The 635-nt window shown below is 64.7% G+C and carries 2 protein-coding genes; both read right to left on the bottom strand.

Annotation, left to right across the window (positions count from 1 at the left end; translation table 11 throughout):
- Positions 1-483: flagellin N-terminal helical domain-containing protein (locus tag AX730_RS07940; protein WP_475277084.1), on the bottom strand; the 483-nt coding region annotated here is incomplete at its 3' end.
- 81 nt (positions 484-564) lie between these two features.
- The coding region (locus AX730_RS19560; RefSeq protein ID WP_157074154.1) for a flagellin at positions 565-635 on the bottom strand (71 nt) is incomplete at its 5' end.

Here is a 635-nt window from a genome sequence, read left to right as displayed (position 1 = left end):
CTTGTCGATGGCGATGGCCTGGCCGGCGTTGGCGCCGACCTGGAACAGCTGGCTGGAGAACGAACCGTCCAGCAGCTTGGTGCCGTTGAAGTCGGCCTGCTTGGCGACGCGGTCGATTTCGGACGTCAGCTGCTTCACTTCGGCGTTCAGCGCGGCGCGGTCGGACGTGGAGTTCGTCGCGTTGGCCGACTGCACCGACAGCTCGCGGATGCGCTGCAGGTTGTTGCCGATCTCGGTCAGCGAACCTTCGGCGACCTGGGCCAGCGAGATGCCGTCGTTGGCGTTGCGGACCGCGACGTCGAGGCCGCGGATCTGGGTGCTGAAGCGTTCGGAGATGGCCAGACCGGCCGCGTCGTCCTTGGCGCTGTTGATACGGAGACCCGACGACAGACGCTGGATGGTCGTGGCCAGCGAGGCGCCGCTGGTGCTCAGGTTACGCTGAGCATTCAACGACATCGTGTTGGTGTTGATTACCTGTGCCATGAGAGTTTTCCTTAGGCGTGTGTCGCACGGGGGGTGGAGTGGTCAACGCTGCCCGGCCGTGCAACCCGGGACGTCAAAGGCTTAGTTCCTCAACAGGGACATCACGTTCTGCGGCACCTGGTTGGCCTGGGCCAGCATGGCCGTACCGGCCT

The organism is Pseudoxanthomonas mexicana (assembly GCF_001556105.1).
Classification (GTDB): domain Bacteria; phylum Pseudomonadota; class Gammaproteobacteria; order Xanthomonadales; family Xanthomonadaceae; genus Pseudoxanthomonas_A; species Pseudoxanthomonas_A mexicana_A.
This window is presented reverse-complemented; position numbering and strand designations above follow the sequence as displayed.